The organism is Exiguobacterium sp. HSB13, assembly GCF_056764755.1.
Genome location: NZ_JBUZOM010000001.1, coordinates 1054871 through 1080019 on the forward strand (window position 1 = coordinate 1054871; position 25149 = coordinate 1080019).

At 47.1% G+C, this 25149-nt stretch carries 29 protein-coding genes; 12 read left to right on the top strand and 17 right to left on the bottom strand.

Annotation, left to right across the window (positions count from 1 at the left end; all coding sequences use genetic code 11):
- Positions 1-30: 30 nt before the first annotated feature.
- The gene (locus tag ACZGCQ_RS05805) at positions 31-837 is read left to right on the top strand and encodes an SDR family NAD(P)-dependent oxidoreductase (protein ID WP_481265799.1); all 807 of its coding nucleotides are present in this window, start codon (positions 31-33) and stop codon (positions 835-837) included.
- Positions 838-874: 37 nt separating this feature from the next.
- Here ACZGCQ_RS05805 and ACZGCQ_RS05810 read toward each other — a convergent pair whose 3' ends face one another.
- Positions 875-2122, bottom strand: a complete 1248-nt coding sequence (locus ACZGCQ_RS05810) for a polysaccharide deacetylase family protein (RefSeq protein ID WP_481265800.1) — start codon at positions 2120-2122, stop codon at positions 875-877.
- Between the two features lie 193 nt (positions 2123-2315).
- Here ACZGCQ_RS05810 and ACZGCQ_RS05815 point away from each other — a divergent pair, with 193 nt between their 5' ends.
- Positions 2316-3731 (top strand): NAD-dependent succinate-semialdehyde dehydrogenase, encoded by a 1416-nt coding sequence (locus tag ACZGCQ_RS05815; protein WP_481265801.1) that lies wholly within the window; start codon positions 2316-2318, stop codon positions 3729-3731.
- A 157-nt stretch (positions 3732-3888) separates the two neighbouring features.
- The gene (locus ACZGCQ_RS05820) at positions 3889-4332 is read left to right on the top strand and encodes an NUDIX hydrolase (RefSeq protein ID WP_481265802.1); all 444 of its coding nucleotides are present in this window, start codon (positions 3889-3891) and stop codon (positions 4330-4332) included.
- Positions 4333-4417: 85 nt separating this feature from the next.
- On the opposite strand, the gene ACZGCQ_RS05825 is transcribed toward ACZGCQ_RS05820, so the two are convergent.
- Both ACZGCQ_RS05825 and ACZGCQ_RS05830 read right to left on the bottom strand, forming a co-directional pair.
- Positions 4418-6433, bottom strand: coding sequence for a Na+/H+ antiporter (locus ACZGCQ_RS05825; protein ID WP_058713166.1), 2016 nt, complete (start codon positions 6431-6433; stop codon positions 4418-4420).
- Positions 6434-6489: 56 nt separating this feature from the next.
- On the bottom strand, positions 6490-7398 hold the full coding sequence (locus ACZGCQ_RS05830; RefSeq protein ID WP_481265803.1) for a helix-turn-helix transcriptional regulator: 909 nt from the start codon (positions 7396-7398) through the stop codon (positions 6490-6492).
- Positions 7399-7481: 83 nt separating this feature from the next.
- Between ACZGCQ_RS05830 and ACZGCQ_RS05835 the strand changes: the two genes are divergently transcribed.
- Positions 7482-8006 (top strand): dihydrofolate reductase family protein, encoded by a 525-nt coding sequence (locus ACZGCQ_RS05835; protein ID WP_481265804.1) that lies wholly within the window; start codon positions 7482-7484, stop codon positions 8004-8006.
- Between the two features lie 51 nt (positions 8007-8057).
- Here the strand turns inward: ACZGCQ_RS05835 and ACZGCQ_RS05840 are convergent, their stop codons facing one another.
- Genes ACZGCQ_RS05840 through ACZGCQ_RS05850 form a run of 3 tightly spaced genes read right to left on the bottom strand, consistent with a single transcriptional unit; the run spans position 8058 to position 10025 of the window.
- Complete coding sequence (locus tag ACZGCQ_RS05840; RefSeq protein ID WP_195864911.1) at positions 8058-9278, bottom strand: cation:proton antiporter; 1221 nt, start codon at positions 9276-9278, stop codon at positions 8058-8060.
- A gap of 3 nt (positions 9279-9281) precedes the next feature.
- Positions 9282-9782, bottom strand: coding sequence for a cation:proton antiporter regulatory subunit (locus ACZGCQ_RS05845; RefSeq protein WP_029341865.1), 501 nt, complete (start codon positions 9780-9782; stop codon positions 9282-9284).
- Positions 9783-9806: 24 nt separating this feature from the next.
- The gene (locus ACZGCQ_RS05850) at positions 9807-10025 is read right to left on the bottom strand and encodes an AbrB/MazE/SpoVT family DNA-binding domain-containing protein (protein WP_406748295.1); all 219 of its coding nucleotides are present in this window, start codon (positions 10023-10025) and stop codon (positions 9807-9809) included.
- A gap of 247 nt (positions 10026-10272) precedes the next feature.
- Between ACZGCQ_RS05850 and ACZGCQ_RS05855 the strand changes: the two genes are divergently transcribed.
- Entirely contained in the window at positions 10273-10578 is a 306-nt protein-coding gene (locus tag ACZGCQ_RS05855) for a hypothetical protein (RefSeq protein WP_481265805.1), read from the top strand.
- On the opposite strand, the gene ACZGCQ_RS05860 is transcribed toward ACZGCQ_RS05855, so the two are convergent.
- Together ACZGCQ_RS05860 and ACZGCQ_RS05865 are read right to left on the bottom strand one after the other, a co-directional pair.
- Positions 10561-11184 carry a zinc dependent phospholipase C family protein gene (locus ACZGCQ_RS05860; protein ID WP_481265806.1) on the bottom strand — a complete coding sequence of 208 codons (624 nt, stop codon included), beginning with the start codon at positions 11182-11184 and terminating at the stop codon, positions 10561-10563. The two genes, ACZGCQ_RS05855 and ACZGCQ_RS05860, sit on opposite strands and share 18 nt — an antisense overlap.
- A gap of 3 nt (positions 11185-11187) precedes the next feature.
- Positions 11188-11757, bottom strand: a complete 570-nt coding sequence (locus ACZGCQ_RS05865; RefSeq protein ID WP_481265807.1) for a GNAT family N-acetyltransferase — start codon at positions 11755-11757, stop codon at positions 11188-11190.
- 130 nt (positions 11758-11887) lie between these two features.
- Between ACZGCQ_RS05865 and ACZGCQ_RS05870 the strand changes: the two genes are divergently transcribed.
- Complete coding sequence (locus ACZGCQ_RS05870) at positions 11888-13099, top strand: MFS transporter (RefSeq protein ID WP_481265808.1); 1212 nt, start codon at positions 11888-11890, stop codon at positions 13097-13099.
- A 16-nt stretch (positions 13100-13115) separates the two neighbouring features.
- On the opposite strand, the gene ACZGCQ_RS05875 is transcribed toward ACZGCQ_RS05870, so the two are convergent.
- The 3 genes from ACZGCQ_RS05875 to ACZGCQ_RS05885 all read right to left on the bottom strand — a co-directional run bounded on the left by ACZGCQ_RS05875 (position 13116) and on the right by ACZGCQ_RS05885 (position 17150).
- Positions 13116-13673 carry a ribonuclease FAU-1 family protein gene (locus ACZGCQ_RS05875; protein WP_481265809.1) on the bottom strand — a complete coding sequence of 186 codons (558 nt, stop codon included), beginning with the start codon at positions 13671-13673 and terminating at the stop codon, positions 13116-13118.
- 102 nt (positions 13674-13775) lie between these two features.
- Complete coding sequence (bglA, locus tag ACZGCQ_RS05880; RefSeq protein ID WP_481265810.1) at positions 13776-15233, bottom strand: 6-phospho-beta-glucosidase BglA; 1458 nt, start codon at positions 15231-15233, stop codon at positions 13776-13778.
- Between the two features lie 24 nt (positions 15234-15257).
- Complete coding sequence (locus ACZGCQ_RS05885) at positions 15258-17150, bottom strand: beta-glucoside-specific PTS transporter subunit IIABC (RefSeq protein ID WP_481265811.1); 1893 nt, start codon at positions 17148-17150, stop codon at positions 15258-15260.
- Between the two features lie 165 nt (positions 17151-17315).
- Between ACZGCQ_RS05885 and ACZGCQ_RS05890 the strand changes: the two genes are divergently transcribed.
- From ACZGCQ_RS05890 to ACZGCQ_RS05905, 4 genes are read left to right on the top strand one after another with little or no spacing between them, the layout of a single operon-like run.
- Positions 17316-18026: a GntR family transcriptional regulator gene (locus ACZGCQ_RS05890; RefSeq protein WP_481265812.1), complete on the top strand. Its 711-nt coding sequence runs from the start codon at positions 17316-17318 to the stop codon at positions 18024-18026.
- Between the two features lie 13 nt (positions 18027-18039).
- The gene (locus ACZGCQ_RS05895) at positions 18040-18486 is read left to right on the top strand and encodes a hypothetical protein (protein ID WP_481265813.1); all 447 of its coding nucleotides are present in this window, start codon (positions 18040-18042) and stop codon (positions 18484-18486) included.
- Between the two features lie 38 nt (positions 18487-18524).
- Positions 18525-18680, top strand: a complete 156-nt coding sequence (locus ACZGCQ_RS05900) for a hypothetical protein (RefSeq protein ID WP_481266370.1) — start codon at positions 18525-18527, stop codon at positions 18678-18680.
- A gap of 52 nt (positions 18681-18732) precedes the next feature.
- Positions 18733-19173, top strand: a complete 441-nt coding sequence (locus ACZGCQ_RS05905; protein ID WP_481265814.1) for a hypothetical protein — start codon at positions 18733-18735, stop codon at positions 19171-19173.
- Between the two features lie 160 nt (positions 19174-19333).
- Here the strand turns inward: ACZGCQ_RS05905 and ACZGCQ_RS05910 are convergent, their stop codons facing one another.
- Positions 19334-19687 carry a hypothetical protein gene (locus tag ACZGCQ_RS05910; protein ID WP_481265815.1) on the bottom strand — a complete coding sequence of 118 codons (354 nt, stop codon included), beginning with the start codon at positions 19685-19687 and terminating at the stop codon, positions 19334-19336.
- Between the two features lie 330 nt (positions 19688-20017).
- Between ACZGCQ_RS05910 and ACZGCQ_RS05915 the strand changes: the two genes are divergently transcribed.
- Entirely contained in the window at positions 20018-21403 is a 1386-nt protein-coding gene (locus ACZGCQ_RS05915; RefSeq protein WP_481265816.1) for an MFS transporter, read from the top strand.
- 42 nt (positions 21404-21445) lie between these two features.
- Here ACZGCQ_RS05915 and ACZGCQ_RS05920 read toward each other — a convergent pair whose 3' ends face one another.
- The 3 genes from ACZGCQ_RS05920 to ACZGCQ_RS05930 are packed head-to-tail and all read right to left on the bottom strand — an operon-like array spanning position 21446 to position 23378.
- On the bottom strand, positions 21446-22078 hold the full coding sequence (locus ACZGCQ_RS05920) for an HAD hydrolase-like protein (RefSeq protein ID WP_481265817.1): 633 nt from the start codon (positions 22076-22078) through the stop codon (positions 21446-21448).
- Positions 22075-22569: an AAA family ATPase gene (locus tag ACZGCQ_RS05925; protein ID WP_481265818.1), complete on the bottom strand. Its 495-nt coding sequence runs from the start codon at positions 22567-22569 to the stop codon at positions 22075-22077. Before ACZGCQ_RS05925 ends, ACZGCQ_RS05920 begins: the two co-directional genes overlap by 4 nt.
- Positions 22566-23378 carry an MBL fold metallo-hydrolase gene (locus ACZGCQ_RS05930; protein WP_481265819.1) on the bottom strand — a complete coding sequence of 271 codons (813 nt, stop codon included), beginning with the start codon at positions 23376-23378 and terminating at the stop codon, positions 22566-22568. Before ACZGCQ_RS05930 ends, ACZGCQ_RS05925 begins: the two co-directional genes overlap by 4 nt.
- A gap of 132 nt (positions 23379-23510) precedes the next feature.
- Between ACZGCQ_RS05930 and ACZGCQ_RS05935 the strand changes: the two genes are divergently transcribed.
- Entirely contained in the window at positions 23511-23894 is a 384-nt protein-coding gene (locus tag ACZGCQ_RS05935; RefSeq protein ID WP_481265820.1) for a VOC family protein, read from the top strand.
- 45 nt (positions 23895-23939) lie between these two features.
- Here the strand turns inward: ACZGCQ_RS05935 and ACZGCQ_RS05940 are convergent, their stop codons facing one another.
- Positions 23940-24368, bottom strand: a complete 429-nt coding sequence (locus ACZGCQ_RS05940) for a hypothetical protein (RefSeq protein ID WP_481265821.1) — start codon at positions 24366-24368, stop codon at positions 23940-23942.
- A gap of 328 nt (positions 24369-24696) precedes the next feature.
- Positions 24697-25098 (bottom strand): RrF2 family transcriptional regulator, encoded by a 402-nt coding sequence (locus ACZGCQ_RS05945; protein WP_047394819.1) that lies wholly within the window; start codon positions 25096-25098, stop codon positions 24697-24699.
- Between the last annotated feature and the right edge of the window lie 51 nt (positions 25099-25149).

The window sequence follows — 25149 nt, forward strand, 5'->3', positions numbered from 1 at the left end:
CGTCTTCTCGTATCTGAAAGGAGTTTCATCATGCCTACTACATTAACACGTATCGCACTCATCGCAGGTGCCTCCCGTGGCGCCGGACGTGGCATTGCCTATGCCTTAGGCGACGCCGGAATGATCGTCTACGTCACCGGACGGAGTACGAACGAACAGACAACGGATCATCGAAGCGAAACGATCGAAGAGACGGCTGCCGGTGTCACGGCACGTGGTGGACTTGGTATCCCCATCGTTTGTGACCATACGAGTCTTGACGATATCGATCGTCTCATTCAGCAGATCCAGCACCAACATGGTCGAATCGATCTCCTTGTCAATTGTGTGTTCGGTGGTTCGGAAAGCCACTTACCGTCTGGAACCGGACGACGGTTTTGGGAGCGACCACCGGAGCATTGGGACGCGATGATGTCTGCCGGACCAAAAGCGTATTTGTGGACGATTCGGGCTGCGATGCCATTACTGCAACAAAGTCGAGCCGCACTCGTCATCAATTTGACGTCATTCGCTCCAAATCAGGTTGCAGGAAACCTCTACTATGATTTGGCGATGCAAACAATTAATCGGATGACGCACGTCATGGCGCAAGAGCTGACTCAAACGAATATCTCTGTCATCGCGCTCTGCCCCGGTTTCATGCGAACGGAACGAGTCGTTGATGCCGGTTTCGCGAGTGCCGCGACTGAATCGACGACCTATATCGGACGAGCTGTCGCAGCGCTAATGGCGGATGACGACGTTAGCCGTTATTCCGGGCAAGCGGTTTTCGTCGCTGATCTTGCGAAGACGTATCACTTTACGGATCAGGACGGAACGCAGCCACTGCCGTTTTAATTGCTTTACTCGATGGATTAAACTAGTTTTCAATCACTTACTTCCGTTCCGGTCGTGCTGAATCAAAGACCTCTTTCGCATCAAAGAATGGATCGAGTACGCTCGTCTTTCCAGCAACGGCTTGGCGTAAACGAATCCCATCAACGTTGATCCGGGCTTGGCGGAAGTAGTCGGGACCAACTTGTTTCCACGCATGTTGACTCGCATCGACATTGAAGAAATACCGGAACCCGCTATCGATGAGCAAACGATATTTCTCACCCGAATACTCATGCCAATCCCCGACATCACTGCCGTACGGATAAATCAATTGCGTCGTTTTTCCGATCAGCGGTGCAACGTCTTGTTTGTAGCGTTTAAGATCCGCGCGAATCGTCGTGACTGATTCTTTCCCGACCCAAATATGTCCGTACGTATGACTCGCGAACTGCCAGCCATCCTTTTTTAATGCGACGGCGGTCTGTTTCGCTTGTTTTCGTGCCGTTTCGACCTGTTTATTGTGTCCGTACTGGTTGTAGGAGGAACGATACCCGAGCACCCCATTATAACCTGTAATACCGAGCAATCCTTTTGCCCCTTTATAAGAAAAGTCCGGATGAGACTGGACGAACGCATCGACGATCGGTACGAGATCATAGGCACCATCCGGTTTTCCGACCATCGTGTTGACGATTTTGCCATCCTGCGTTTTTAGATTCTTCGCAAATCCATCCCCTTCCATGTATTCGTAATAATTGACGTCATCCTGCGAGAGAACGAGCGGATGTTTTCCTTTTGGTAAACGAACCGGTGTCTCGACAATCTTTCCGTTCGCTTCTTTTGCTAAATCCGTCGGTCGGACGAGTACGTAATCGTTTTTATACAATGCATCCAAGATTCGTTCGAACTCCTGTTGCGTCACCATATAATCGTCGTATCCCGCTTCCTTTCGGTCGCCGTCAAACGCTTGTTTTGGATCAGCAATCAGTGAATGGAAAAAGAGATGCGGTACAGGTTTTTTCATAGGTAAGAGCGCCTGCTTTTTCTGTTCGTATTCTTCCGTTTTCAGATTCGTCTCTTTTGTGCGCACGGGTTTTAACACCTTGATAGCTCGGTCATAATCGTACTGGGCAGCGTAACGATCCGCACGCTGCAGCGTCTTTTCTATGTATGCTTGTCGCGTCGCTTGTCTTTTTTGCTGTGTCTCTTTTGGTTTTTCCCACTTTTTCTCGCTGACTTCTTTTTCCCCACATCCACTTAGTAGTAGGCTCAGCGTCACACCGCTAATGATCCAGTTCCGTTTCATGTCTTTCGACCCCTTTATCAATTTTGACGTTTTCATTACCCTCTATTCTAACTGTTCCCGATTGTTCAGTCGATTAACTACTTTTTTGAGTCATTCCGTTTCGTTATGACGGTCCATCCAAAGCGGAACTTCCGCTCACTCATCTTGAGGTGTTTAATAGGGAGCGTAATGAAATTCACGGAGGTGCAACAAGATGATTGAAAAGAACTTAATTAATGGTGAATGGTACGACACAACAGAAACGATTCCGGTCTACGACCCAGCAACGAAAGCATTGCTCGGACATGTTCCGGCAAGTTCAGCCGAAGACGCACAACGTTCCGTTGACGCAGCGAGCGAAGCATTCGTCAAGTGGTCAAATGAAACAGCAGACACACGTGCGAATTTAGTCGATGCCTGGTATCGCTTGATCAACGAACACCGTGAGGAACTCGCTCGGATCATGACGACGGAACAAGGGAAACCGTATGTCGAAGCACTCGGTGAAGTCGATTACGGCAATCAATACGTCCGTTGGTACGCTGAAGAAGCACGCCGGATTTACGGTGAAACGATTCCGGCTTCTGTTCCAGGGAAACGACTCTTCGTCGAAAAAGAACCAGTCGGTGTTGTCGCAGCGATCACACCATGGAACTTCCCGGCAGCGATGATCACACGTAAACTTGCACCGGCACTTGCAGCAGGTTGTACGATTGTCCTCAAACCATCGGAAGAAACACCATTTACGGCACTTCGTCTCGTTGAACTAGCAGAAGAAGCAGGTATTCCTAAAGGGGTCATCAACGTCCTAACAGGTGACGCGGCAACAATCAGTGGTGTTTGGCAAGCCGATTCCCGCGTCCGGAAAATCACATTTACAGGTTCAACAGCCGTCGGGAAACTAATCATGCGTCAAGCAGCCGATACGATGAAAAAACTATCACTTGAACTCGGTGGGCACGCACCTTTCATCGTCACGGAAAATGCGGATCTCGACAAAGCCGTTGAAGGCGCGATGCGCTCGAAATTCCGGAACGGTGGTCAAGCGTGTGTCGCGACAAACCGCTTCTACGTGCAAGCATCTGTTCTTGACGCATTCACGGAAAAATTCACAGCAGCCGTTAAACAACTACAAGTCGGGAACGGGATGGACGCTGACTCGACAGTTGGTCCATTGATCAATGCGAAAGCCGTCGCAAAAGTCAAAGCACATATCGATGACGCTGTCGCAAAAGGAGCAACGATTCTGACTGGTGGTACGATTGACGAATCTGTCGGCTACTTCGTCACTCCAACCGTGCTTGCGAATGTTACTGAAGATATGCTTTGCATGCAGGAAGAGACGTTTGGTCCGCTCGCACCGATCTCTGTCTTTGAGACGCTTGATGAAGTCATCGAACGGGCGAACAATACACCTTACGGACTGGCGGCTTACGCGTTCTCTGAACGCATCGATGAAGCATTAATGCTCGGAAAACGACTCGAATACGGGATCATTGGGCTGAACGATGGTGCACCATCTGCTGCACAAGCTCCATTTGGTGGCTATAAAGAGAGTGGTCTTGGCCGTGAAGGTGGCGTCTACGGCATCGAAGATTATCTCGAAGTCAAATACTTGTCACTCGGTTAATCGATTTAACATTTCGTTTAAAACAAACGATCTTTACTCATAGGTCACCCCTCATTTCTTGAGTGAAATGAGGGGTTTTTATATGACGCATTCTTACATGCCATTTTGTAAGGGATGATTGAATTCAAATGATTATACGAAAAGGAGTGATTAAAGAATGGATGTCATCACCTTCGGGCAGCGAGAACAGAACCAACACTACATAACAAGACCTGCTGTTTATGCGGTCATGCGCGACTCTCAAACAGGTAAAATCGCCGTTATTCAAAAAAGGGACGGTAAGTTGTTTCTTCCAGGTGGCGGTATCGAGACCTATGAGACGCATGAAGACTGTCTTAAAAGAGAGGTACTAGAAGAAACGGGGATGGTCGTCGAAATCGGTGATTTCATCGGACGAGCCAATCAACATTTCTATTCACAAAATGAAACGACATATTATTTGAATGAAGGGCAGTTCTATCGTTGCGATGCTGGGCAGAAAGTACAAGATCCGATTGAGGATGATCATGCCTTACGATGGATCGACCCGGTTGAAGCAATCGAACATCTATTTCACGCACATCAACGCTACGCAGTCCAAAAGACGCTATACATGATTTAAATCAAGACGCACAAAAGGAGCGCGTTTCTCTTATTCAGAGAAAACGTGCTCCTTTTAAATATGTGACAAACAAATAGTCTCGTTGTTATTCGACGTATTCGTAGAGGACGACACTCTCGATGTAGTGAATGAAGCGGCGTAGTTCCTTCTCCTCTTCGTTCGAGAGATCGCCTTCTTTTGACATATTGGCGATTTCAAGACGCTGAACTTCAATCGCTTTCAAGCAAAGTTCTTCTTTTTGTTGATCGACGTCCTTGCCACCGATTGGTGACGACCACCGCGTATGTTTGAAGCGAAGTCGTTTATAGAACTCCAGCACGCTTTGAACGACGTCTGGCGGATACGATGAGCGGCAATTCTCGAGACGTTCGATGACCGTTCCCATTACCTTTTCATACAGTTCATGCTCGACTTGCGTCATTTGAATCAACGCGTCAGACGACATGTTCGATCGTTTCCGCTTCCACCACAATTTACGAATCGGTTGGACGATTTGGAAGCGCGAATCCTTGCCGATCGCCTTACGACGATTTTCGATTGAGCGGAAAACGTCCTTCTTCAGTAGATCCGGCACCTTATGTTCAGCGACGAAGCGTTTTGATTCTTCCTTCTCCCACTGAACGGCTTCAAGACGAAGGGCTTTTAATTGGTCATTGAACTGGTTTAGTTCTTCCTGACTTTTCTCCTGCGCTCGCAGTAACCGAAGCATGACATGATACTCATTAAGAAGATCAAACGCAACGACTGCATTGTCTTCGTCCGTCACTTGTTTGATTTCTGAGATCGCCCGGCGAATCATTCGTTGTTTTTGAGCGTTCAAGTCGAGTGCGATCGGTGTTGACGCTTCGCCCCGGTTCAAGACCGGTAAGAGAATCGTCGCAAGAACAAGTGTATAGATGATGACACCCGCTGCAAGGAAGATGATCAACGAGCGTTCCGGGAAGGCTTCACCGGACTCCGTCAGGAACGGTAACGATAACACCCCGACCATCGTGATCGTTCCGCGAACACCGACCAGTGTCGTAATCAAATCTTGCTTAAAGGACGGTCGACGGTGCTCCCGGTCCTCTTTCTTGAAGAACCGATGATCGAACCAATTGAAGAACATCGTCCAGACGAGACGGATCGCGAGAATGAATGAACCGATCTCGATGACATATAACATCAAACGCCAGTTGTTGATTGCGTCATCTGCGAAAATCTCGCGTGTCGCTTCTGGCAACGTCAAACCAAGCAATAAGAAAATGATCCCGTTTAGCGTATACGCAATCATCGTCCAGATGTTATCCGTCAACGTCTGCTCTTGCGCAAAGAACGTTTCTGTTCGTTCTTTGATCAAGGCATGCAAGATACCACCTGTGACGACGGCGATGACGCCTGACGCGTGAAACCCTTCTTCGGCGATGAAGAAGATGATGAACGGCGTCAAAATTTGCAGCAAGGCATAAAAGACGACGTCTTCAATACCGGCGCGACGCAAACGAACCTTGAGAAAGTTCATGGCGAGTGAGATCGTCAATCCGATCACCGCTCCAACGATGAACATGTAAAAGAACTCAGTCGTCGCACTTTGAAGCGAGAAATACCCTGTGACGACAGCAGCCACCGCATAACTAAACGCAACTAATCCTGAGGCGTCATTGATCAGCGATTCTCCGCGAACGAGCGTCAGAATCTGTTCTGGAATCTGGACACGTTTCGCAATCCCGTTGACGGCAATCGGATCGGTCGGCGATAAAATCGCAGCTAAAGCAAACGCAGCAGCGACTGGAATGACTGGAATCAACCAGTTGATGAAGTACCCTCCGACGATCGTCGTCAACAAGACGAGGATGATTGCGTTCCCGAAGATTGCTGTCCGCATCCGCCATAAATCTTCTCGTGGGAAGTGAGAGCTATCGTTATAAAGTAACGGTGCGATGAATAAGAGGAGGAACCACTCGGATTCGACCTCAATCGTCAAGCCACTCATCAGAAGAGCAGCGACGGTTCCGGCAATGATTTGAATCAAAGCCGTTGGGATGAAACGGATGTAATGTCCGATGACTTGCGTCAATAAAATAAGAGCAAGCATCAATAAAATCAATGATAGTGTTTCCATGGAAGACCCCTTCCTCTATTGTTTCTTTCTACCTATATCCTAACATAGTTTTTTAATCAATCCTGTCCGAGCGCCTTATCGGACCGTTGCACAGCAATCATTTCTTCTGCTTGACGAATTAACTGCTCCCGGAGTTCGATTGGTTCAAGGACTCGAACTTCCGGACCCAGCCGCATCAATTGGCGTCCGAGATACGGCAGTTCGGTTTCCGGAACCAACCACGTACGTCCCGCCTGAATTGGTAAAATCCCCTCTAGCAAACGTTCGCCTAATGGTGATACTTCCAGTTTTACCGTCGTCATCGGTAGACGTGTCATGTCTTGTTCCAAATCTGAAAAGGTTAACTCGGTTGCTGGCAACTCATGAAGCGTCACGTCTTTGATCCGATCAACACGGAACTGGCGATACCCTCGATTCGTCTGTCCATAGAAGTACCAGCGATTCTGTTCGAACGATAAACCAATCGGATCTACGACGATCATGCGTCGTCCTTTTGTCGTCTCATAGAGAATGTTCCCCATCCGTCCGCTCTCTAACAAGTCGAGTAACGCAGGATTTTGCGGCGACGGTGGTGTATCAACCGCTTGAAAGCGAAAGCGGTCTTTCCATTTTACGATCTGTTGCTCCGTCATTTTCGGTAACTCGTTCGCATAGCGTTCAGCGACTTCCTGACGAATCGTTCCGAATGGAAAATCAGGAATCTGACTAATCCATTCCAGAAGGATGAAGAAGACAATCGTCTCTTCATCCGTCAAAACGAGTGGCGGCATGTTCCGATGTGGCAACATCCGGTAACCCCCTGCTACGCCAGGTTCGCTGTAGATTGGATAACCATTTGCTTCAAGTACCGTCATGTCTCGTTGAATTGTCCGGATCGACACCTGACATTCTTCCGCGAGCATCCGTGCAGAGAAGTGTTCGCCCCGGTTTAACAAGCGTACTAAACGCCACTGTCTCGTATTCATACAGTTCCTCCTTAAATGACGACATCTTTTGTCGTCATTATACGCTAAGATGAAGTCACACGATGCAAAAGGAGGAATTATGGATGTCACAACCTACGACCGTTCTTTATATCGCTTGTAGTCTTGACGGGAAAATTGCCAGACTCGACGGTTCACTTGATTGGTTATTTGCCGTTGCCGGAGACGGGGATAATGGATATCAAGCGTTCTATGATCAAGTCGGTGCCGTCATCATGGGACGAAAAACATATGATGAAGTCCTGCAACTCAGCGAGACGTACCCTTACGCAGGTATTCCGAGTTATATCTATAGCCGAACAAAACAAACGTCCGAGACGGTCACTTATACGGATGAACCGCTCGATCAACTGCTTGACCGGATCACGCCAGCAATCGAAGGTAACGTCTGGCTTGTCGGTGGTGGCGAATTGATTCAAGAAGCGTTGCGTTTAAAACGCATCCGCTCGATTGAACTGGCGATTGCACCCGTCATCCTCGGAACAGGCATTTCGCTGTTTCCGGAAGGGACGAATGAAACGCATCTTCGTTTGACAGCGAGTCGCCATTCGGGACAATTCCTGATGGCGACGTATGAAGTCTTGACTTAAAACAACAACAACCGGTTCGGGAAAGCGAACCGGTTGTTCGTTTATATCAGATTAGGCATTTTTCTTCGTCTTTTTCGCTTTTGGTTCCGTCCACTTGAAGATTTTATTCATGACGTTGTAAATCCGTTTTGATTCCTTCGTCATCAACGGTCCGAGGATGGCGAGAATCAAGACGTACAAGGCTGAGAATGGTGACAAGATGTCCATCAACCCACCAGCGATTCCGAGATTCGCGACGATGATCGAGAATTCCCCACGCGAGACGATCGTCAAGCCGATGTTCGAGGATGCTTTGTGTGACAAACCTGCTTTACGTCCCGCAATCATACCAGCCACATAGTTTCCGATGATCGTGATGACGACGGCACCGAGTGCGAGCCAGACGGCGTCAAGTAACATCGTCGGATCGATACTCAACCCGAAACTGAAGAAGAAGATCGCACCGAAGAAATCACGGAATGGTACGACGAGATGTTCGATCCGCTCGCCTTGATCGGTTTCCGAGAAGACGAGACCGAGTAACAACGCCCCGATTGCTTCTGCAACATGAATTGTTTCCGAGAATCCGGCGATGAAGAACAAGGCAGCAAAGACGACGATGATGAAAACTTCATCCGAGGCGATCTTTAGCATCTTATTCAAAAGCGGTGTTGCTTTCCGAGCGACGATGAAGAACAGCAACATATAGCCGAGGGCGATCAAGATTGAGGTAAGGGACGCAAGTAACGTCGTCCCACCGCCGAGAAGCAGTCCCGATAAGACCGACAAGTAGACCGCGAGGAAAATGTCCTCGAACATGATGATTCCAAGAATCAATTCCGTCTCCGTGTTACCGGTCCGGCGGAGATCAACGAGGACTTTCGCCACGATCGCACTCGAGGAGATCGTAATGATTCCGGCGATGACGAGTACTTCATAAAGTGGGAAGCCGGCGATGAATCCGTATAAGAGACCACCGGTAAAGTTAATCGATAAATAAATCGTTCCGCTCGTGACAATCGATTTTCCGGACCGGATCAACTTACCGACCGAGAATTCGAGTCCGAGATAGAATAAGAGGAACAGGACGCCGATTCGTCCGAGGAAGCTGATGAACTCAGCACTTTCAATGAACTTGAAGTCTAGTATCCCGATTGTCGGAGCGTGCGGTCCAACAATCATCCCGAGAATGATTAGAAACGGGATGATCGAGAAATTGAGTCTGTTCGCGAGCACTGCCGCGATCGCCACTAAGATAAGCGCGGTACCGACTTCAAATATGAGATGATCCATATATTATCCGCCTCCTTCGATTGAGAATAATGCTTTCGTGATGTGACGGATATTTTGACGTTCTCCAGATAAGACGATCGTATCACCGGCTTCAAGGCGTGTATCCGGTCCTGGGTTGAGCGATTTCGAACGGTCATGCTTGAGCACCGCAATGATTGAAATATCGTAATGGTTACGGACATCAAGTTCACCGATCGTTCGATTATTGACCTTTGAATCCTGACCGACTTTGAACCACTCGATGACGAGATCATCAAACGCGAGTTCGATTTTCTCAAGATCCTTCGGCTTATAGGATAATCCTCCGAGAATTCCTGCCATCTGACGAGCTTCTGCATCATTGAACGTCACGCTCGAGATGCTCTCATCAAAATCATCGTCATCATAATGATGCATTTCGCGTCGTCCGTCGTCATGGACGATGACGACCACCTTATCTCCTCGTGTCGTAATGCCTTCGAACTTCCGTCCGATTCCTGGTAAATCTACTTCGCGCATATCCATCTGTTATTTCCTCCTTTTTTGATTTTACAAATGATGATTCGCTTTGTGGATGAGTGCCTTGAATGCCTCATCACTTAATATATCTTGAAGGTCATGCAGCTGTTTCAAATCCGCTTTCGCCATGATGACAAACCCGTCCTCCTCAATGAATGCCACGCGATCTCCTTCCTCCACTTGCAAGGCTTGCCGAATTTTTTTAGGGATGGTGATCTGTCCTTTTGACGTTAACTTTGATAGCTCCATCACGAACTTCCTTCTTTCTGTTTTTTTCTTGTATTCCTTACTTCCTTACTTTTCTTATTACCATCTTAGCATAGTTCTACACTTATTCCGAGTGTTTTGCTTTGAATTAAAATTTAAAAATCGATTTTCTTTTTGTTCAACCGTATTCATACGATTATTTTCAAGACATCTTACAATAAACATAGAAAGACGCATCCTAATCTAAATGGATGCGTTCTTCGTCCTATTGTTATTCGGAGGTGACTTTATGTCGCAATTATTTTCAATTGCGTTTGTAATCTATATATTATCGTTGAACGTGGCAGCAATTTATCTTGTCTATAAACGAATCGTACCAGCTATAGTCGCTGGCTTAACAATTCTCTTCCTGATTCCAATCGTCAGTTGGACCGTCATGGTACTTTTTGTATTCGCTTTATTCGTCACACCAGTCATGGATTGGTTTGAAGGTTTAGAAAGTCTGATTAACCTGATGTGGATTGGTCTGTTGAACGGATGCTGTTACATATTATTCGGGATCGTCAAATGGGTCATTTCAATGATTCGGAGATGATTCTTTGGCTGGATTAATCTTGAGCCCTTTTTCACCTAAGTGATGGAAGGAACGTTCAATCGCTGTTTCGATGTATCCGTCCAATTGACACGGCAACAAGATATCATATTCTTGTGGCAGAACGGTTCGTCGGTCCTCTTCTACCTCGCTAACAAATTGTGGAAGTGCTTTCCACCTCGACTGTACACTCACTTCGTGAAGCGCTCCGTTGATCGCTTGTTCATTCCAGTTCACGAACGGAGCGATGCGTGTATTGTACCGCCTAAAATCATCATGATATCTTGAACCGATCGAGGCGTCGGCTATGATCGCTTGCCGCAACCATGTCATATAAAATCCGCGTAACCAAATATCGTCCGCTATCAGATGGACGTAATAGCCACTTCGAAAAGATGGATCCCAAGACGTCGAGTCTCTCCAAAATGCTTCGTAGTCAATTGCTCGTGTCCCGTTCGCTAATTCACCCGTATAATAGTGGGCTTGCTCCTTCTCGTCATAGCGCGCATCAGGAGCGATCGTACCGAGAAGAAATCGAGCGGGGTCTAGTTCCGGAAGTAACGTAATCAATCGTTGTCCGATGTAGGCATGCATTAGTCGTGAACCCATCGCTTACTTCCCTTCGTAATCGCTACGCGTGATCGCGTAAATCTTTAAGTCCCAGAAGCGCTCTTTAACGAATAAAGCACTCCGCGAGATCCCTTCAAACGTCATACCGATCTTTTCCATGACACGAGCAGATCCATCATTCGCAACAAAACAACGGGCTTGAATGCGCTCGAGTCCGAGTGTCTCAAAACCGTACTGCACGAGACGCGCTGCTGCTTCCGGCATCAGCCCCTTCCCCCAGTACTCGCGCGACAGCGCATAGCCGAGTTCAGCTTGCTGTTGCTCAAACGAGACTTTGATGAAATCAATCGTTCCGATGACTCGTCCGCTCGTTTTGTCTTCGATTGCCCAAGGTGCCGGATTTCCTTGTTCATATTGTCGAAGGATATGTTCGACGAATTGCTCAGAGTCCGGGAGGCTTTTATGCGCATGCCAGCTGACATATCGCGCCGTCTCTTCATCTTTCGTATAGGCATAGATATCTGCTGCATCTTCTATACGAACCGGTCGCAAACGGAGTCGCTCCGTTTCAAGTACAGGCAATGCCTGATATAAATCGATGGTTGTTAACATGATTGAACCCTTCTTCCCTTGATTTTTTCCAAGTATACCCACTCTTATACAAAAAGTATAGAGATATACGAAAACGTTATCAGAATTTTCTGGTATACTATTGGAAAATGATGTAAGAAAGGATGCTGTCATGTCTTCTCGGGAACGAACGCTCTTAAGCGCGCTCGGTATTTCACAGTTTGGTGACTTCATTTATCTCGTTGCGATCAACGTTTATATCTATCGTCTGACTGGTTCAGCGTCAGCCGTTGCTGCGCTGTGGATCATCAGTCCGGTCGTCTCACTCGTCATCAAGTCGTTCGCGGGAAGTTTTGTCGACCGATCCGACTTACGTCGTCTGTTGATTCAGACCGATCTGTTACGTGCTTTTTTAATCGGTATCATGCCCTTTCTACCATTATCATTGCTTTACATCGACTTAATTGCCCTAGCTATCATCAAAGCGGTCGTTGAACCGGCAACGTTGACCTACATCACGACGCTTGTTCCGCAAAATGATCGGACGTCGTTTAATGCCTATCGTAGTCTGATCACCTCGGGTGCCTTTTTGATCGGTCCGGCTCTCGCTGGAGGACTGCTCTATGTTGCTTCTGCTGACGTTGCCATTTGGCTCAACGCTGTCTCGTTTCTCGGATCAGCTGTCTTGCTGATGCGCTTGCCGCGTTTTACCGCTTCAGTCGAACGAGGAATGCGGTTGCAGGACATTATATCCGATTGGCGGCTTGTCTATCAGTTCAGTAAAAGCGCACGCTACGTGACCGGATTATACATCCTCGCGATGCTGATGATGATCGCGACACTTGCGCTTGATACACAAGAAGTCGTCTTTTTGCAACGAAGCATCGGGTTATCGGAAACCGATTATGGTTTACTGATGAGTCTGACTGGGATTGGTTCCGTCGCCGGCAGCTGGGTCGTCGCCCGCTACGCCAAAACGCTCTCCGTTCGGATGATGCTGACAATCGGCTATGTGTTCGTCGCCGTCGGTTACATGCTGTATGCGAGTGCGAATTCGTTTTCAATCGTCTGTATCGGTTTCTTGTTGCTCGGTTGTTTCCACGCATTTGCGGGGACCGGTTTCCTAACGTTCCAACAGTCGAATATTCCACTACACTTAATGGGACGCTTTACGAGTCTTTACGGAGTCGGTGTCAGTCTGCTGCAGATTCTAGCGATCGTCGGCATCGGTCTGCTTGGTGATATCTGGTCGATTCGCTTCAGTACGATCCTATTTGCTGGTCTCCTCGTAATCGTGACGATCTGTTTTCTTGGATTGGTTCTCCTTCCGCGCAAGCAACAGTATTTTGCAACGAACGAGATAAACGAAGAACGACATGCCTAAAAAACAGGGAACCCCGTCAATGCGGTGTTCCCTGTTTAAGTTGCTGTTCTAACCGTTTTTTCATTACTTCGGCATGTGCGACGAGCGGAAAAGTTCCGCTTTGTAGTTGTTTCTGCAGTTGTTTTACTTCCACCCAAGCGAGCGCGTATTCCGCTTGTGAGACAATTCCTTGTTCCCGTGCCGCTTCCAGTTCGTCCGTGTCGATTAACAAGACTTGTCCCGATGGCAAAACGATCAGATCGAGAAACAGATCCTCCCAGTAGACTCGTCCGTCCTCTACTCCGGTACGAAGACAAATATCGATATAGGTCTGTACTAACTGACCCGTGGCGTCAAACATCGAGGTCACGGCATGTTGGGCACCGCTTGGGAATTGTTGTACCCAGACGTAACCGGCGTCAGCGATTCGAATCGTCTCGTCGTTATATTCGACATCTAATGGTGAAGTGACTTCCATGAGTTGAAGGAGTGTCACATGTCCTTTGAACACTTCGTTGTCTACCTGTTCATGAGCATAGTGTCGTTGTGTGACGCGACCCCAGTCACGTCGATCGGCATAGCGTTTTTTAATCATTTACCGGTCCTCCATTTTTTCTTTAGTGTGCCACACCCCTCTTCTTTTTCATTCTAATTCTTTAAAAAAAGAGGCAACGAATTTTCGTTACCCCTTGCTTCTTTATTTTGCTGTCTCTGAACCGTGTAACGCAGCACCATTCGTCTCGATGACGTGACGGTACCAATCGAACGAATCTTTTTTCATCCGTTCCATCGATCCATTGCCTTCGTTATCCCGGTCAACATAGATCATACCGTAGCGTTTTTTCATCTCACCGGTCGTAAAGGAGACGATGTCGATGACGCCCCACGGCGTGTAGCCGATCAATTCGACGCCATCTTCGAGCACGGCTGCTTTGAACGCTTCGATGTGCGCACGCAAGTAATCGATCCGCGCCGTGTCATGTATCTGACCATCCTCGATCGTGTCGATCGCACCAAAACCATTCTCGACGATGAACAACGGAATCTGATAGCGGTCGTACAGACGATTCATCGCATACCGAAGACCAACCGGATCAATCGCCCAGCCCCAGTCACTCGACTGGATGTATGGGTTCTCGACGCCATTCGCAAGACCACCGTTTACGATGTTACCTGTGTTATTGACGACAGCATCATGTTTGACGGTCGTCGACATGTAGTAACTGAATCCGAGATAATCGACCGTTCCGTTTCGAAGGATCTCTGCGTCACCTTCTAAGATCGGGATGTCATACCCTTCCCGTTTGAACTCATTCAACGCGTAAGACGGATAATACCCGCGGACTTGAACGTCTGGGAAGAAGTAACGCTGACGCATCGATGTCTCAGCAAGCAGAATGTCTTCCGGGTGCGATGAGTACGGATAGATCGGTACATGGGAAACCATCGCTCCGATCTCGAAGTCCGGGTTGATCGCTTTCCCTTTCGCGACGGCTAGTGCACTCGCGAGTAACTCATGGTGTCCCGTTTGATACATGACTTCCATTGCGTTCTCTTCCGGATCAAGAAGGACACCAGAATTCGTCCAGAGGAATAACGGATTGCTGACGTCCATCTTGTTGTTAATTTCATTGAACGTCATCCAGTACTTGACCTTGTCTTTGTAACGCGTGAAACAGACTTCCGCAAATTTTTCGAAGAACAGCGCTACTTTCCGGTTGCGGAATCCACCGTATTCACGTGCGAGGTGGAGTGGCATCTCAAAGTGCGACAGCGTGATGATTGGTTCGATGCCGTATTTCAGTAATTCATCGAAGACGTCATCATAAAACTTCAGTCCTTCTTCGTTCGGTTCCGCTTCGTCCCCATTCGGGAAAATCCGACTCCAACCGATTGACGTCCGGAGACATTTCAGTCCCATCTCAGCGAACAGAGCAATATCTTCTTTATAACGGTGATAGAAATCAATCGCCTCGTGGTTCGGATAAAATTCATTTTCCTCTACTTGATCCGTGATGCGACGAGCGACACCGTGCGCTCCTGCCGTCAATACATCAACGACGCTCGGTCCTTTGCCACCAGCATTCCAGCCACCTTCGAATTGATGCGCCGCTAACGCACCGCCCCATAGGAAATCGTTTGGTAATGTCTTCATCTTCATGTCCTCCTTCTTTTTCTCTTACTTGATGATTGTCAAGATTTCTGTATTTGCCGTCGTGACTGTCTCGTCTGTCGGCAGGATTTGCGCATAACTCTGCGTGTTCGTGATGATGATTGGTGTGATCGTCTCAAGTCCATGCGTTTCAATCGCTGTCGCATCGAACGTCACGAGTAGATCACCGGTCGTCACGGCTTCGCCTTCTTTGACGTGAAGCGTGAATGGTTTACCGTCGAGCGTCACCGTCTCAAGACCGACATGGATCAAAACTTCGACACCACTCGTCGAACGTAATCCGATCGCGTGACTTGACGGAGCGACCATGACGACGGTTCCGTCAAACGGAGCCGTGACCCGGTTGTTCGTCGGACGAATCGCTATCCCTTGCCCCATCGCTCCGGAAGCAAAGACGGGATCCGGTACATCCGATAAAGCAACAATCGTTCCTTCAAGTGGTGCCCGAAGCGTCTCTTCGTTCGTCAGTGTAGCGCTGACTTCCTGTTTTGCAACTGGTGTCGCTGTACTTTCAGGTGCTACGACTGGAGCAGCCTGCTCCCCGAAACCGAACACTTGAATCAAGACGATCGGTAAAATCAAGGCAATCGCCGTTCCGATTAATAAGCCGATGATTGACGATGGATAGTCGGAATCGATGCCGTTGACGAGCGTCAATGGTCCCGGTAATCCGGCGTAGGCAAAGTAATATGGTTTAAAGAAACTTGCCGTGACAGCACCGATTGCTCCCGAGATACAGCCATAGATAAACGGTTTCTTAAAGCGGAGCGTCACCCCATAGATGGCCGGTTCCGTGATACCGAAGATGCCCGTCAGTCCGGCTGAGACACCGACTTTTTTCGTTTCTTTGTTGCGTGCCTTCAAGATGACACCGATGACGGCACCAATTTGGGCGATGACGGCAATCGTTTGATACGCCTGGAAGGAGTCACGACCATATTGCTCAAAGTTCGCGAGCACCATCGGCGTGACACCCCAGTGGACACCGAAGATGACGATGACTTGCCAAAAGCCACCGATGATCAGACCAGCGACCGCAGGAGCATTCTCTGCTAAGTAGTTATACCCGTTCGCGATTCCTTCTGCACCCAGTGTCGTGATTGGTCCAATCAAAAGAATCGTAAGCGGTACCATCAACACCATGCTAAAGAACGGAACGAATAACGGACGAATGACTTCATGGATCGTCTTGTTCAAGAATCGCTCGACATAAGACAGAATCCAGACAAGGAATAATGGCGGTAAGACCGATGACGTATACGTTGTTCCGGATAATGCGATTCCTAAGAACGTGATGGATTCACCGGCAGTGATGCGTGCTGCGATATCTGCCCACGTCGGACTGACCAGTGCCGCACTACAGGCGACCGCGATAAAGGCGTTGACCTTAAAATGATTCGCTGCTGTGATGGCAATGAAAATCGGCAAGAACGTAAATGGTGCCCATGAGATGAAGCTGAAGACTTCATACGTACCCGTCTTCGCAAAGGCTGGAAAAGCAAGTGTCGTCAAAATCAAAGTCCCTTGTAGAATCCCCGCTGCAGCTAAGATATAGACGAATGGTGCAAAGACGGCTGACATCGTCGCTATGATTCGGTTGAGGACCGTCCCTTTCGGTGCCTCTTCCGTTTCCGGTTGTTCCAGATCGACAAGTTTCACAAACTCTTGATGGACTTCCCCGACGTGTTGACCAATGACGACCTGAAACTGCCCGCCAGACTCAACGACCGTAATGACGCCAGGTAATGCACTGACTGTTTCCTTGGCTGACGAATCCGATCGTTTCAAGACAAGACGAAGTCGTGTGGCGCATCGAACGACGCTGATGACGTTATCTTCTCCCCCGACAGCTTCTAAAATCGAATGCGCCAACTGTTGATAATCACGAACCTTGCCCATATCGTGTCCCTCCCCTGAATAAAACGCGTTGAATACCTTTTCATTTTAATTGTACATGCACAATTAATCAATACATAAATAATTTAATTTGACACTTTATAAATAAAGAGTCTGCTTATGCTATACTGAAACAAGAAAAAAGTTCGTAAGAAAAGAAGGTGTCCTATGCTGAAATACCAACAGACGGCTGATGAAATCGAACAGTACATAGAACAACATGAGTTGAAACAAGGGGACAAACTACCGATTCTTGAAGAGTTGATCCGACAATTTGCTGTCAGTAAGACGACGATGACAAAATCACTCGAATTACTCGAACGAAAAGGAATCATTTTTCAAGTTCGCGGAAGCGGAATTTTTGTCCGGAAGACAAATCGCACCGGCTACATTCGCCTGTTTTCGACCCAAGGATTCAAACAGAATCTCGTTGGTCATACGATTGAGTCGATCGTTCTCGCACTCGAACCAATCGCTGCAACCGATAACATTGCGAAGAATCTCGGCATTGAAGCGGGTGAGACGGTTTATTACGTCAAGAGAATCCGCTATATCGACGGCAAGATCCTCTGTCTCGAAGAGTCTTATTATCGCCAATTGATCGTTCCATATTTAAATCGCGAAATCGTCGAGCAGTCGATCTTTGAATATTTAGAGACGGCACTTCAATTGAAGATTGGGTTCTCGGATATGTATATGCACATCGGGAAGTTAAGCGCTGAGTCGGCTCGTCATCTGGATCTCATCGAGGGCGATCCTGGATTGACGATTGAGACAGTATTTCATTTAACGAACGGTCGTCCGTTCGACTATTCCGTCATCACATACCACTATGAACATTCGCATTTCGTCGTTCAGGCGAACGGCTTGTATTTATGAGGGGAATGATCGCATGAATGAAGAAATATTGTTTTATTACGCACTTTTCGCAGGCGGTATCCTCTGTATAATCTTGAGTATCTTGTTATATTTCTGGCTCCGTGAGGATACTGGGATCGAATTTTCCACGTTCGGTCGACTCGTTCTCATGTGTTTACTCGGCGTCGGACTTATTTGGTATACGGTTCCGAGTCTGAAATACGTCGTCAATCATGACTATGTGACGACTAAAGGAACCTGTACAGTCGAGTACGATGATCAATCCTCACCGCGGACGATTGACCTTTATTACGATAAAACAGGCGACTATTTCAGATTCTTTGATCGTGCCGAACTCGGCGCTTATGGACCGGACGTTCCGTATACATGTCACGTGACGACGACAAAAAATCAGGCGTTCGAGATTTCTTACCGGATTTATAATTTCAAGACAAACAAATTATTGTATTCGTCTGAATAACTGATACGTTTAAAAAAGAATACTGTTTAGTTTATGTCATTGTTATTTTTTCACTGGCCGGACTCGCTGAGATCGGCGGTGGTCACTTGATTTGGCTGTGGTTACGAGAGGAACGCCCTGCTTATTTCGCACTGCTCGGCGGTGGGATTTTTTTGCTTGGTGTAGCTGTTACCTTATTTGGACCGAGGAATTAACACTCACAGAAAATTCGGATTGATGAACTTTTTCTTGAAAGGACGTATCCAGATGAATGCCGAGATCATTAGATATGTTTTCATCTTCTTACTAGGTGTTGCGTTTGTCTTACCGGCCAGTTATGTTCTTGTCCTTCACTTCGGTAATAAGCAATATGCTTTCTTCAACAAACTTAAGTGGACGGGTGTCCTGTTGCTCGGATTGCTCTGTCTCTCAATCACGATACCAAGTTTTACCGAGATCGTGTTTCGGGATTACCGTGTATTAGAAGGTCCGTGTATTCTAGAACCGTCTGAGTCAAAAGGAACATCGATCGACATTACATTAACGGAGACCAACGATACGTTTTCTTTCCGTGACGCACCTGATCTTGATGTTTACGACAAAAAGGTTTCGTATTATTGCCGGGTGACGACGACACAAAATCAGGCGTTCGAAATCAATTACCGGGTCTTCGACAAACATACGCAAACGTTGCTCTATCCGAATTGACGACACAAACGAGACTGACTCAAAAATCAGATTCTACAAAAAAAGGGTGGCAGAATTGGAATCTGACACCCTTTTCTCATTAAAAAAGAAACACTGGCTTGAGTCTCGCCTGAGGAAAGGGCGTGAAAGAATGAGTGTTTCTTTTTTAAGTCAGCCCCGTTTACTGTTCGATACCCGCTCGCACAGCCGCTTCAAGAAACAGTTCATCATCAAAAGTCGTCAGCTCAATCATCCGGCCGTCTTTTTCGTACCAGGCAGCCAGTCCTTCCCGGTCGACCCATTTCCAGCCAGCTAGCCGGATCCGCATTTCGTATAATACGCCGGGACCTTCGACTTCCGATACGAGATGCGTCTTGACTAATAAACCCTCCGGCTTTTCCTCGACCGTCCCCGTTCGTGGAATAGGAAAACCGTTTACGTTTGACGTTTCAAACAGATAATACCAAGCCATTCCACTGACGATTGCTATACCTAATAAACCTGCCAGCCATTTTCCCATGCGTCGTGTCTTCATCACAATCTGCCCCTTTAAATACATTTATATATCCTGTTTATTTTACCAATAATTTCCTTACTCTCACCTCCTGCTTAAGACGGATTGTTAAGCGCAAAACAAAATGAAAACGAATGATAAGCATGTCATTTTCGTGAAAATAAATGAAAAAAATTAATATATTTTCATTTGTCTTGACGACAATACGTCTTCCTTAGAGTCTCAACGATTTGACAACTCCCGGCACAGAGCCATTTTCAGTCATTTTCAAGTGGTTAATCGTATTAGCAACTTGACTTCTTTTCCTGCTATGGTACGATACGAACTTATTAAAGGGAGTGAACAGAACTTATGAAATTCAGAAAAGAAAAAGTCAATGTCGTTGACATGCAGCAAACCAAAAAGAGTGTCTATGCGACCGGAATTGGGAATGCGATGGAATGGTTCGATTTTGGTCTTTATTCCTATCTCGCAATCATCATCAGTCAAAACTTCTTTAGCGCTGTTGAAAATGATGAACTGAAGCTCGTCTTTACGTTTGCGACCTTTGCGATCGCCTTTTTAATGCGACCAATCGGCGGAATCGTCTTTGGACGCATCGGAGACCGACTTGGACGGAAGGTCGTTTTAACGACGACGATCGTCATGATGGCCGGCTCGACGCTCATCATCGGATTATTACCGACCTACGATCAAATCGGTATTTGGGCACCGATCTTGTTATTGTTAGCCCGCATTTTACAAGGGTTCTCGACTGGCGGTGAATATGCCGGCGCCATGGTCTACATTGCTGAATCATCACCCGATAACAAACGGAGTGCTCTCGGAAGTGGGCTTGAAATCGGAACGCTTGGTGGATACATTCTCGCCTCATTACTTGCCACAACACTTTTCGTCACCTTATCGGATGATCAGATGGCATCTTGGGGATGGCGGATTCCGTTCATACTTGGAGCACCACTCGGATTATTCGGACTTTATTTACGTCGTCATTTGGATGAGTCACCAATCTTCGAAAATGAGATCAATGAAAATACAGAAGAACCTGCGACGTTCCGTGAAATCCTACGTGACCACAAACGTGATATCATCGTTTGTTTCATCGCTGTCGCCTTCTTCAACATCACGAACTATATGCTCTTGTCCTACATGCCGTCGTATCTTAACGAAGTCATCGGTATGTCAAGTTCGACAAGTACGATTCTTATCACCGGTGTCATGGTGATCATGATTCCGCTCGCTTACTTCTTCGGGAAGCTCAGTGATAAACGAGGAAATCGCAATATCGTCCTCTTCGCGTTAGCCGGACTATCGTTGCTTTCGATCCTGTCGTTCTTCTTGATTGGTCTTAAACCACTCTTATTCGTCGGAATCGGAATCTTCATCCTCGGCTTCTTCTTGGCGATCTTTGAGGGAACGATGCCAAGTCTTCTACCGAGTATCTTCTATACGGATGTCCGTTACCGGACACTATCGGTGACGTTCAACGTCTCGGTCTCGATCTTCGGTGGAACGACGCCACTCGTTTCAACGTGGCTCGTCCATACGACACAAAACTCGCTCGCTCCTGCTTTCTATCTAACAGCAGTCAGCGTCATCGGCTTCGTCACGTTCTTCTTCTTCTTTAAGAATACAGCTGGTAAGGCACTGAAAGGGTCGCATCCGACTGTATCAAATGAAAAAGAAGTCGCGTCGATCGCAAAGAAACCAGATGATGCTCTCTGGTGGGCAGAATAATTCCTATAAGTAAGAGCCGTCTCCCGCAGAAGACGGCTCTTTTTAGTAGACAGCACTCAACTCATTTACGACGCGATCCGCGACTGCGAGTTCCTGCTCTTGCGCAAAATCGAACTGACAACCGATCGCAGCGAGTCCGTTCGCATGCGCCGCTTTGAAATCAGATAAGCGGTCACCGACAACGTAGCCTGACGAGATGGCGTGCGTCTTACAAATCTCACGTACGAGTGCGGATTTATCACCAGAACGGATGTCTTCGATACTATAGACATGATCGATATAGGCTTCAAGTCCATACGTCGTCACGATTGCTGACAAGTAGGACGGCCACCCGTTACTAGCGATATAGACGAAGTGACCCGCTTGTTTCAAACGAGCGAGCAACTCGACCGTTCCCGGATATAAGCACCCGTGTCCCGCCTTGACTGCCTGCTCCAGACTGTTTCGAAACTTTTGATCCGCAGCCTGTTGGTCCGCTGCTGAAAAATCCGGCAGTAACGTCTGCCAGACTTCCGGTAACGAGACGCCCATGATTTGCTGATAGAGAGCGACTGGTGTCTCTCCTTCCCAGTGTCCCGTCTGACGCAACTCATGAAAGACATCTTCTAGCGCATGCGCAAGCACAGCATTCGTTTGAAACAACGTTCCATCCATGTCAAAAATGTAATGTGTCATTCGATTTTCCCCCTTTGCTCTTGTTTAATCGTTTGAATCACGGATGCTATCGATCTATCCTCAGCAATCAGACGATCCGTCGAACGGTAATCTCGTTCAATCCACCAGCGTTTCATATCCGTCTCAGAAAACTCCGTCGGCTGCCGCATCGCATGGCGACGGACGGTTTCTTCGAATGAGACGTCAAAATAATACGCCGCGTACCGTGAAGTAAAGCGGCGTTCCAATCGGTCAATCATCTCACCGTACCAGTCTTGTGCAAGAATTCCTTCCAGCAGAATCGTCGCGTAACGTCCGTCAGCAAGTCCGACCAACTCCTCGATCCAGCGAATCGTCGGATTTCCTGGCCCATCTTTTACGTTCAACATTTCCCTGCGGATGACATCTTGCGACAACAGGATGCTATTCGGTAAGACCGATTGTAACGCTTTAGCAAGCGTCGTTTTTCCACTACCAGAATTCCCGCGGATGACGATCAAGCGCGACTTCATGTCGTGAACCAGTCCCCGTTTAAGGCAGCAATGTACCGCTCTGCAGAGCGCGCCACTGCTTCAGACGCACCGGTTTCGATTTTCCGATGAAAAGCGTCATATAATTTTTCAAAGTGAAGCGGACGTAACGTTTCTGCCATTCGCGCGACCGTCTTTGCCGGAAGCGGAATCACATTCGGATAGCTGTACATGAAACTGACCCACGTCCGATCGGCAACGATCCGAATGATGTCTCCTGTCAACAATAGCCCCGCTGACGCGTCTTTTCGTTCACAAATGACTGCTCCTTTGAAGTGACCACCGATGCGATGTAACATCAAATCTTCTGCTAACTCCAAGCGTTCACCACTCCAGAAGACGATGCGTTCGCTTGGTCGCGTCACGAACGACGCATCATCTTCATGAATATAGATTGGTACGTCAAAAGTCTCCGCCCATTCGACTTGTGTCGCGTAATAATGCGGATGTGATAAAGCAATCGCCTGAATCCCGCCTAATTCGTCAAGTTGCTCTTTCGTTGTTGAATCAAGATATGTAATGCAGTCCCATAACAGGTTGAACGATTTTCCTTGGACAAGATATGCCGTCTGACCGATACCGAACGCCGGTGTCGTCTGAATCGCATAGACGCCTGCTCCGTCGTCACTAATGACGTTTTGATACGTTCCTGACGTTTGCATGGCAACGAGCGTTGTCCACGTTTGACCGGTTGGATTGACATACTGTCGCTCCTCTAAGCAAATCGGACACGTTTCGCGCTCTGGATTGATTTGTTCGACACCACAAGTCGTACAGATGATGGTTTTCATATCATCATTCCTTTCCCATTCGTAAATGATTTTCCTGATATATCATAACATATTCCATTTATAGGGATTAGAGGAATTAAGAGGCGTTTACCGAAAGGAAATAGGTGTGAAAAACGAAGGAGGAGATTCATCATGTCGATTTCGACCCACCTCATTCCCCCCCGCTTGAACGCTGTCTTTTTGCATGTTCAGGATGTGAAGCGTTCCGCGGCTTGGTATCACCAGTTACTACAGTTGCCGTTTGATGCGTCGCGTGTCTCATCACCCGTCTACAATCTCCCGCTCGAAGGTCCAACGAGTTTGACGCTCGACGATCATACGAATGACGCAACGTACCGACATCACCCTTCACCACATGCCTTGTTTAATTTTTATACGACGGACATCGATGCATCCTACCAGTTTGTGTTGTCGTTACAGGCACCCATCATCCGCGACATCGAGCGTTTCGATGACTTTGCTTATTTTACGTTTGCTGATCCCGACGGTAACGTCTTGATGCTCTGTACAGGATAAGACAAAAGCAGGTCGAACCACTGATGTGGCTCGACCTGCCTTTGTTTAATAAGACGTTCGATCGTCATTTATGACGCTTTGAAAACGTTCTGTGAACCGATTGATCGCTTCTTCAGTATCAAGAATGCCAGAAAACCAGATCTTTTTGTTCTGTGAAAATGTAAGATGCAGTGAGTCATGTATCGTGGACTGCACTTCAAGCATCGCAATCGTATCTGACTTCATTAACGTCTTTTGTGATAGAGTGACCAGTTCATTCGTCAACGTTTCGCGCATATCTTCTGACGTCTTTTCATGAAGAAGATCAACCGTCTTATGAAGTAATACGGCTTTTGAGACATGCGATAGATTCAACTCACGAATTTCGAACATGAAGGCATCCTCATGTTCATGCTGACGCTGGACGATGAATCGTGGAGAATTCACTAGGTGTTGAATGAATTGAACGAACATTTCGATGGTCATTTCGGACATTCCGAAACCCTCCCTTTTACGTGGATCAATGGACGAATGCCTCTAATCCTTTATCTGAATGGACAATAAGAGTCCTGTATGAAAATCAAGCAGGTGAATTGGAAAAAGAACCTCCCTCCTGTAAAGTTATACCACAAAAACAAGTACAAAGTGTACATGTTTTTGTTTCAAAATTAAGATTCGAATAGCGTCCGAATCTTGTTTATAGTAACATAAAAGATACTAGTTTTAATCATAATTACCATCATCATGTGATAAAAATCTACATGACTGAAATATGTACACGGATAAAGAGTCAGAGATCATCTATCCCTCTCTGACTCTTTCTTCAGTCGTTCATCGTTGGCGCGATTAAATCTTGTAACGTGTATGCCTGCAACGCGTCCGTAAAGGACATGAATGCTTGATCGAACGCTTGACGTGTGTTTTGCAAACTACCATTTTTATTGGGAACGGTCACATTTTCAAGATAGGATACTTCTTCAAATAAATGAACGATTTCTCCTAACGTAATCGTCTCTGGCGATTTCGCTAATTTGAATCCACCATTACGACCTTGTACGGAAATGATGAGACCAAACTTGCTCAATGAATGGACAATCTTCATCAAATGATTTTTAGAAATATCATAATGGGTTGCCACTTCCTGAATTTGTACGAGCCGATTCGGATGCGACGCTGCAAAAATAAGCACACGAATGGCATAGTCCGTAGAGCGAGTCATCTTCATCCATTTCACCTTCTTTTTCTTTCCTTTATATAAACATAGTACAGAAGCTTA